This is a genomic window from Intestinibacter sp., from assembly GCF_034113885.1.
Lineage (GTDB): Bacteria > Bacillota > Clostridia > Peptostreptococcales > Peptostreptococcaceae > Intestinibacter.
In genome coordinates, this window is the sequence record NZ_JAXEWM010000039.1 from 1 (window position 1) to 9,127 (window position 9,127).

A 9,127-nucleotide genomic window follows, 5' to 3' on the forward strand; every position below is an offset into this window, starting at 1 on the left:
CCCATTGGGCAAAATTGACACCAGGTTCTAGGTGCTATAAATAATGCCAAAGGTGTACTGACTAACAATACTACAAGATAAGTAGTAACAAATATAAAACCAAATTTATCTAACAAATCCAACCCAGAAAAATTGCTAAATACTTTATATACTCTTGTTCCCAATACAATTGCAAATAAAATAAATATTGCTATTATAACACCCTTGTTTCTTAAGGATTTAGGTATGTCTTCATTTTTAGAGAATCTTAATAAAACACTATCGTATAAGCTTCCATGTGGGCATACATTTCCGCACCAAAATCTTCCATTAAATAAAGATGTAATCATAAGTCCTAGCATAACAAAAAAAGGTACTATTAATCCTAATTTGTGTTCATATAATCCTCCAAATGCAATAATAATAGTAAGTAACCAGCCATATTTTCTCCAAATTGTAAAGGTTCTATTTGCTTTTATATTGCTCATGCCGTTCCCCCTATCTAATAATATTTTCCAATATACATTATAATTATATAATATTGTTATATTTATTTCCATTTTTTCAAGCAATATAATTTTTTATATGATATAATATGGAAACTACTAAAATTTAGTATATTTAAGGATAAATTTAAAGAAGAATTTAACTTTACTGAAGAGCTTGCTTTCTAGACAACTTAAAATAATTTGTGCTTATGATAAAATAAATACTCCTTTATGGTAATGATAAAAATATAAACTCAATACCAGAAAGGAGTATTTTTTAAATTCTCACCAAAACTATGCTATCATATTCATGATAATCATCATTCCACCGATTGCAGTTAATACAATTCCAAGAGCTCTGTTTAAAACTTTTTCAGATGATTTATTGGCAAATTTTGCTGATACCTGTGCTCCTATGAAAGTAAATGCTATGCAAAGTAAAAGCACTTTTAAATCTGGTATTCCACCTATCATAAAATGTGATGAAGCTCCTGTAAATGCAGTAAATGCCATTATAAATACACTTGTTCCTACTGCAGTTTTCAGTTCATATCCTAACACACTTGTTAAAATAAGTAGAAGCATCATACCTCCACCAGCTCCCACAAATCCACAGATAAATCCAATCATTGTTCCACACAATACAGATTGTATTGCTTTTGTCTTGGCTGATTTTTCTTCCATAGCATCTTTAGTAGTCATAACTGGTTTTACTATAAATTTAATACCTACTAAAAACGTCATATAGACAGAAAAGCTTCCCATAAGCTTATTAGGAACTAAACTAGATATATAGCTACCTACCATGGTAAATATTAAAACTGTTATCATCATTATAATTCCGTTTTTGATATCTAGATTTTTGTTTTTTCCATAAGTATAAGCCGATACAGCACTTGCAAGTACATCTGATGCTAGGGCGATCCCCACAGCTTGATATGCAGGCATACCTAAAAATGTAATCAGCATAGGTGATATAACTGCTGCTGCACTAAGCCCAGCTAAACCTGTGCCTATACCTGCACCTAATCCACCTATTAAACATGTAATTAATGTATTCATTTTGTTTTTCACCCACTTCGATTATTATATTTTACACATCCTTGCTAATTTATCATAGAATTAAGTACTGATTATGAATTTTTCTATGCATTATAAAAAGGGAGCTATCAAAATAGATTTATATCTATCTCGATATACTCCCCTTTCTATCTTAAGCTAATACTCTGCCTCACTCAAAGTATCAATTTTCCGTACTATAAATCACTAGCTTCTGTTGTAGCCTCATCATTATTATCTTCAGCTACTGATTCAATAATATTATTATCTACATTTGCTTCTCTATTATTCAAAGAATTCATAGCTATCTTAGTTCCAGTGAAACTTGCAAGTACATCGTTTAAATCTATTCCTGTAGATTCTTTAAGTCCGTCTGTAACTTGAGTTACTGTAGCCATAATATCCTTGACTAATTTAGTATTGTTGCCATCGCCGTACATTGTGATCTTGTCGACATTAGCAAGTGGTGCACTGGCAGCTCTTACAACGTCTGGTAATGCCTTGAAGTACATTTCCATAACAGCTGCTTTTTCCATTTTTGCCATGGCTTCAGCTTTCTTTTCGATACCTTGTGCTTCTGCTATGCCTTTTGCTCTAATTGCTTCGGCTTCTGCATCCCCTTTTGCTCTGATTGCTTCGGCTTCTGCTAATGCTTTGTATTTAACTGCTTCGGCCTCTTGTTCTTTTGCATATTTGTCTGCTTCTGCAAATACCTTTTGTGCTTCTGCTTGTTTTATCTTTTCAAATGCTTCAGCCTCTGCTTGACGTTGTCTTTCGTATAATCTAGCATCTGCTTGTTGTTGTTTTGCAAATCTATCTGCTTCTGCTTGTTTCTTAACTTGGGCATCAAGTAATTTTTCAGCTATAGCAGCTTTTTGTTCTTGTAGTGAAATTTCCTTTTCTTGTGCTGCTAAAGTCGCGTTTGCTGTTGCTATTTCTATAGTTTTTCTTTGTTCTTGCTTTTGTATTTCGTAGGCTGCATCGGCTACGGCCTTTTTCGTATCTGCTTCTTGCTTTAATTCAGATCTTCTGATTGAAAGCTCGTTTTCCTTTTGAGCTATTTCAGTAGCAGTTCTTATTTGGATTTCCTTTGAAGTCTTTTCTGCTTCTGCTTGTGCTATTACTGTGTCCTTCTTAGCCTCTGCCTCTGCTTGTGCTATATCCTTTTCAGATTGAGCCTTTGCAATAGCTGCACCTTTTTTGATTCTAACTATGTTGTCTATACCTAAATTTTCAATAACATTGTTGTTGTCGAAGAAATTTTGTACATTGAAGCTGACGATATCAAGACCCATGCCAGCTAAGTCTGGCTCTGCATTTTCTTTTACAAGCTCTGCAAATTTTTGTCTATCTCCTACCATTTCTTCAAGTCCCATTTTCCCGACAATTTCTCTCATATTACCTTCTAGAACTTCTCTAGCAATTTCTGCTATTTGAGTTGTACTCATATTTAAGAAGTTTTGTGCTGCAAGCTCTAATTTGTCTTTTTCTGAAGAAACCTTGATGTTTACTGCTGCATCGATGTTTATATTGATGTAATCTCTAGTTGGAACAGCATTTGATGTTTTTACATCAATTGGTATCAATTTTAAATTTACAAAGTCTTTTCTCTCTAAGAAAGGCACTTTTATTGCGGCTTTTCCTATTACTACCTTTCTTCTAAGTCCTGATATTATAAAAGCTTGATCTGGTGGAGCTTTTACATATCCAAGTGATATTATTAGTACCACTAAAACTACAATTATCCCTATTATTATAAACTTAATCATATTTCTACCCCCCTGGTAATTATTATTTTAGGTATATTATAGTAAGTTTTTTTGAGAAAAGAGTAACAATTTTATTACAATGACAATTTAAAACTTATTACAAAGTTGTTAGTTGTTTTGTGTTTTGTTTTCAAATTTGTTTCTTTTTTGAAAACGAATATACTCCCTTGACATATGCTGTAAAGGGAGTATATTTCGGCTTTGGGTTTATAGGGTTCATATAGAAAAATTATCTTACTTAATTACATTAACTAAGTATTATGTTTATTAATAACTTTAATGAAAATTATTTATATTAAAAAATTATTTATTTGTTTTGTTTTCTATACTTACATTATATACCTTCAAACATATCTGTAGTTATATGAAAAAACGTTGAATAGGTATCGTATTTTTCATTAACAAAGTTACGATATTTTGTTATCATATAATCATTATAAATATACTGACAGGAGGAGAAAGGCGATGAAAATTGAACAGCTACAATATGTACTAGAAATAGCAAAGCATAGCTCTATAAATAAAGCTGCACAAAACCTATACATAGCTCAATCTACATTAAGCTCTTCTATTAGAAGCCTTGAACAGGAATTGGGAAGTAAAATTTTTAATCGTACTTCAAAAGGTGTTTATCTAACTGATTTTGGTACTGAATTTTACAATCATGCAAAATCAGTATGTAGCGAAATAGAATTTATGCAATCGCTTTCTTTAAAATTATCTAAGTCAACAGGCTCTTTAAGCGTTTCCAATATGTTTAACCCTGTGGCAAATGAAGCTTTTATTGAAATTTACAATAAATACAGCGATGATAATATTAAATTTTCCATCGACGAAGCATTTACATTAGAGATAATCTCGAATGTCGAGGCTGGAATTTCAGATATTGGAATTATAATGATTTTATCCGATGCATACCATATGTATATGAAGCTCATGGAATCTCACGGGTTGGAATATCAAAAATTTACTGATAAGGATTTATACATTGTAATTGGACCTCAAAACCCTTATTATAATTCTAATAAAAAAAGTATTACATTTGCTGAGCTAAACAATTTTTCATATTGTACATATTTCGATGCTAAAACTGATCCAGCTTGGAATAATTTGTCTATATCAAATTGCAATAAAAAACCTGATGTAAGAGTTGGTTCTTCTGAATGTTTAATTAATCTATTAGCTAAAACAGATGGTTTCGCAATAGAAGTATTTAACTCAAAGGATCATAGCTCTGATGCTTTTTATAATGATTTAAAATTTATAAAGCTAGATCACCACGATTTAAACTGTGAAATCGGATGGATATCTAGAGCTGATAAGCCTTTGACACCTATTGCTGAGGAATACTTAGAAATTTTAAAGGATAAAATTGAGCGCAATAATCAATAATAGAGGTGATTAAGTGTAATTATGAAAAGAGAAAATTGCCACCAATATGCTGAAGTATTGTGGAATTACCATAAACTAAACCAAGAAATAGATAAATCCGATGCTATTCTTGCCTTTGGCAGCCATGATATAAATGTAGCTAAAAAAGCAGCTGAGTTGTATTTAAATGGATTTTCACACTTGATTATTTTCACAGGAGGCTTTGGTCGAATTACTCAAGAGATTTGGAATACAACAGAATCAGAAAAATTTACAGAAATAGCTACAAAGCTAGGCGTCCCAAATGAAAATATATTAATAGAAAACCAAGCCTCTAACACTGGAGAAAATATCGCCTTTACTAAAAAATTATTATCAGAGCGCAGTATTTATCCTAAAAATTTTATAATTGTAGATAAACCCTATCGCGAAAGGAGAACCTTTGCTACGTTGAAAAAGCAATGGCGAGAAATTGAATTTAAAATAACCTCTCCAGATTACAGCTACGAAGATTATTTAAAATTTTACTCTGATAAATCGTTAGATATCTCCTGCCATGATTTTATAAGCATTATGGTTGGAGATTTGCAGAGGATTAAACTCTACAGCAAGCTGGGGTTTCAAATCGAACAGGAAATCCCTGATTATGTTTGGCAGGCTTACGAAAAATTAGTACAGCTCGGATTTACCGAACATCTATGTAAATAATTTAAATAAAAGAAAGGAATCTACTATGAAAATAACATATATTCACCACAGCAGCTTCTGCGTGGAACTAGAAAATTCAATATTACTTTTTGACTATTTCAAAGGCGAACTACCTAAATTCGATACAAATAAAAAACTATACGTATTCGCCAGCCATTTTCACGAAGACCATTTTGACAAATGTATTTTCGATATTCAAAACGTACATCCCGATGTGACATACATATTGTCTAAGGATATTAAACGCCACAGATCAAAATACATCAAAGCTGCAAAAAACTCTGTAATTGTAAACTTCGATGAAAATATTTCAATAGACGATATGAAAATTAAAACCTTAGAATCTAGTGATATCGGCGTTGCTTTTTTAATAGAAATCGAAGGCAAAGTAATCTACCATGCTGGTGACTTAAACTGGTGGCACTGGGAGGGAGAAAACTCTAATGAAGAAAATAAATACGCTGAAAATAAATTCAAAGACGGCATCGATAAAATCAAAGGCTTAGATATCGATCTTGCATTTGTTCCTCTAGATCCTAGACAAGGAGATTTCTACTACTTAGGATTTAATTACTTCATGGAAAACACTAATACAAAGGTAGCTTTTCCAATGCATATGTGGGGTGATTTTTCACTTTGTAAGACTTTTAAATCATCTGAATATGCAAAAGATTACAAAGATAGAGTAATTGAAATTTCTAAAGATAATCAAGTTTTCGATATATAAATTTAAATGGAGCACTTATATATAGTATTATACAATTCCCATTGTGTTAATATATCTGATAATAATTACTCTGCTATTAAAAATAATTTTAAAATAAGAAATTTTTGAGGATTAAGGAATGAAAAATATATTAATTATCTCAAGTTCACCCAGAAAAAAAATTTCTGCTTTAGCAATATTTCCTAATGAAAGTAGTTGGGGAAGTATTTATGCAATTATTGGTGGAGCTATATTAACCGTAGGAATTTACTTCAGAATTAAGTCTGTGCTAGTAAAAAGAATCTCACGAATATTGAGTGTTGTTGGATGTGTCATTGTATTATTTGGAATTTTCACTGTTTCAGATTATATTGCAGTTTCACAATTCCAACAGGTTCCTAGATTTAGTTATGAAAAATCTTATAGCGAAGATATAGTTGAACACAAAACATTATTTTATACAGTTATTCAAAAAAATCCAGGAACTTCGAATGAAAGTATAAAAATTGCAAAATAACTTTATGCCGATTTAAAATAGGTTGATAAATTAAAGTTTATAGTTACGTACGTAATTTTAAGATGAAACTAAAAAATATGGATATCTTATATTTTAAGATATCCATATTTTAGTATTAACATATTATATTAATATCATTCATAAAACTTCTATACAAATTGGAATTTTAATAACAAAGTAATTTAAATATCTAATGCTTGATATCCCTCTATCATATTAAGACTTATCTTTCCTTAATAGGAAAACAAATCTCAGTAACTAACTCTTCATCCTTATCAGTTTCAGCAGGGCCTACATGATATATACTAAACATCTCTCCAGCAAATTCGTAGTTGCTATTTTCTATCCAATTTACAACAGTAGCATTTACTTCACCTATTTGTTCATATCCACCCTTCATCATAACAGAAGCGACCTTCATAGCATCTATATCCACAAATTTCACGTTTTCAGTATCTTTATAATCACCTTCTACTGCCATTTGAATTTCTACATCTGGATTATCCTCTTTGTATTCTTTATCGTGGTATATAGCAGTTCTATAGCTTTGACTAACAAATTTAGGGTTTTGTGGTGCTATTTCTGATCTAAGCATAACCCAAAGCTTTCCTTCTTCTGGATAACTTGGTATAACCATTCTAAGACTTGCTACTTTTCTCGCTGGCATATCTTTAACGTTTACATTGTATTTCATAATTGACTCCTCCTCTAATCGTTTTATAGAGTTTTCAATCATACAAATCTGATTTTGCATTTCTTTCATATTTTCTTCTATCTCAGACTTTTTCAATTTCAGATAATTTTTTAGACTCTGATCATCTGAGTAATTTTTCAATATTTCTTTAATTGTATTTAAACTAAGTCCCATTCTCTTCAATTCTTGGATTCTATTTATTGTGATAAGCTGCATTACAGAATAATATCTATACCCTGTAAACTCATCTATCTTTTCTGGAACTAGTAAATCTATCTTGTCATAATGTCTGAGCATCCTAACACTGACCTGTGAAAGCTTTGAAAACTCACCTATTCTAAACATCTAATCACTCCCTTTTTACATGCATGCTTTATTGAGCTTATTTATATTGTAAAGCCTATCACAATGTCAGAGTCAACAAAAAAATCTAGGCATGCTATAGAAATAATTTTTCTACATCATACCTAGATTTTTTATTAATTAATAAATTTACTTATCTTAAAGAATTTTAGCTTGCTTTCTTATAATCTTGTGTATCCTCTTGTTTTTTAGTTTTTATGCATTTAAATACTACACATATAAATAATACTATTCCCAAATATCCTGTATATGGATATATTACATTTACTAGAGTTCCAAATGGCAATACTCCTCCTACAAATGCTACTGCTGCTATTAAAAATGCTATTATTTTTGTTTTAAATTTATCGTTTTTAAATAATACATTTGAAAATGTATCTGTAACAGTCCAGAACATAGGAGCTGCTGTTGAAAATATTCCACATAATAATATTACAGAGAATATTGCACCTAATACAGGTGATATTGATTTTGCGAAATACAATGTAGGTATCGCTAAATCATATACATCAGTTACCTTTGATAAAAGTGCTAAATTCATAACTAATACTGCAGCCATTAAAGATACTCCACCAACTACTCCACCTAGCATAGCTTCTTTTTTGCTGCTTGCACCCTTTCCTATTGAAGACACAAATGCAACTCCTAGTGCTGAGTTATATGCTGCATATAAAATTCCATTAACTATCCAGCTATCTGATGTTTTTGTCATATTTAAATTTTGAATTTGTGCTGTTGCATCTGAAATATTTGCACCATTTCTAAATAAAATTACAACTCCCACAGCTATTGCAAACGCCAATATAGCTGGTCCTAAAAGTCCTACTATATTTATTAAATTATCAAGTCCAAATAAAAATGCAACTAGTACTAATGCCACCATAATCGCTGAACCCATTTGAACATTTAATCCATAATACTCATTAAGTGTAGCACCTGCTCCTGATACCATAACTACTAATATTAAGAATAAACAAATTGGTGTTATTATGTCATATATTTTTCCTAAATATTTTCCACAAAAATGTTGATATGGTTTGAAGTTATCGTCGTCTCTATATTCATATCCACTTCCTATAACTACAGATGCGAAAAAAGAAAACATCGCCATACTTATTAAAATCGATCCTATACTCCATATTCCATTAGATGTAAAAAATTGAAGTATTTCTTGCCCTGTTGCGAATCCAGATCCTATTACAAATGCAACATAGGCTCCCGCAAATTTAACTACATTAATTATATTTACATTGTTTTTCATATACATATCTCCTTTATTTATTTTTTAGAGATAGCTATCGTCATTTAATTAGATCTAACTTTATTTTCTATACTTATATTATATCGCTTTAAATCGATTTGTAGTTATACCAAAACTCGTTCAATAGATATCATATTTTTCACTAACAAAAAACAAAGACTGGAATTTAAAACTCCAGCCTCGAACATTCATTATTTAATTAAAACAGCAGA

9 protein-coding genes are annotated in these 9,127 nt (G+C 30.8%); 4 read left to right on the forward strand and 5 right to left on the reverse strand.

Annotation, left to right across the window (positions count from 1 at the left end; all coding sequences use genetic code 11):
* The 3 genes from SPD90_RS02485 to SPD90_RS02495 form a co-directional block, all read right to left on the reverse strand.
* Positions 1 to 467, reverse strand: a 467-nt coding sequence (locus SPD90_RS02485) for a 4Fe-4S binding protein (RefSeq protein ID WP_320924210.1), incomplete at its 3' end; no start/stop codon positions are given.
* 294 nt (positions 468 to 761) lie between these two features.
* The gene (locus tag SPD90_RS02490) at positions 762 to 1,529 is read right to left on the reverse strand and encodes a sulfite exporter TauE/SafE family protein (RefSeq protein WP_320626999.1); all 768 of its coding nucleotides are present in this window, start codon (positions 1,527 to 1,529) and stop codon (positions 762 to 764) included.
* Between the two features lie 194 nt (positions 1,530 to 1,723).
* Positions 1,724 to 3,295 carry a flotillin family protein gene (locus tag SPD90_RS02495; protein ID WP_320627000.1) on the reverse strand — a complete coding sequence of 524 codons (1,572 nt, stop codon included), beginning with the start codon at positions 3,293 to 3,295 and terminating at the stop codon, positions 1,724 to 1,726.
* Positions 3,296 to 3,760: 465 nt separating this feature from the next.
* Here SPD90_RS02495 and SPD90_RS02500 point away from each other — a divergent pair, with 465 nt between their 5' ends.
* The 4 genes from SPD90_RS02500 to SPD90_RS02515 all read left to right on the forward strand — a co-directional run bounded on the left by SPD90_RS02500 (position 3,761) and on the right by SPD90_RS02515 (position 6,597).
* Complete coding sequence (locus tag SPD90_RS02500; protein ID WP_320924211.1) at positions 3,761 to 4,687, forward strand: LysR family transcriptional regulator; 927 nt, start codon at positions 3,761 to 3,763, stop codon at positions 4,685 to 4,687.
* A gap of 21 nt (positions 4,688 to 4,708) precedes the next feature.
* Entirely contained in the window at positions 4,709 to 5,374 is a 666-nt protein-coding gene (locus tag SPD90_RS02505; protein ID WP_320924212.1) for a YdcF family protein, read from the forward strand.
* Between the two features lie 25 nt (positions 5,375 to 5,399).
* Positions 5,400 to 6,101 carry an MBL fold metallo-hydrolase gene (locus SPD90_RS02510; RefSeq protein WP_320924213.1) on the forward strand — a complete coding sequence of 234 codons (702 nt, stop codon included), beginning with the start codon at positions 5,400 to 5,402 and terminating at the stop codon, positions 6,099 to 6,101.
* 118 nt (positions 6,102 to 6,219) lie between these two features.
* Positions 6,220 to 6,597 carry a hypothetical protein gene (locus SPD90_RS02515; RefSeq protein WP_320924214.1) on the forward strand — a complete coding sequence of 126 codons (378 nt, stop codon included), beginning with the start codon at positions 6,220 to 6,222 and terminating at the stop codon, positions 6,595 to 6,597.
* A 223-nt stretch (positions 6,598 to 6,820) separates the two neighbouring features.
* On the opposite strand, the gene SPD90_RS02520 is transcribed toward SPD90_RS02515, so the two are convergent.
* Together SPD90_RS02520 and SPD90_RS02525 are read right to left on the reverse strand one after the other, a co-directional pair.
* Complete coding sequence (locus tag SPD90_RS02520) at positions 6,821 to 7,636, reverse strand: MerR family transcriptional regulator (protein ID WP_320924215.1); 816 nt, start codon at positions 7,634 to 7,636, stop codon at positions 6,821 to 6,823.
* 166 nt (positions 7,637 to 7,802) lie between these two features.
* Positions 7,803 to 8,915 (reverse strand): YkvI family membrane protein, encoded by a 1,113-nt coding sequence (locus SPD90_RS02525; protein WP_320924216.1) that lies wholly within the window; start codon positions 8,913 to 8,915, stop codon positions 7,803 to 7,805.
* Between the last annotated feature and the right edge of the window lie 212 nt (positions 8,916 to 9,127).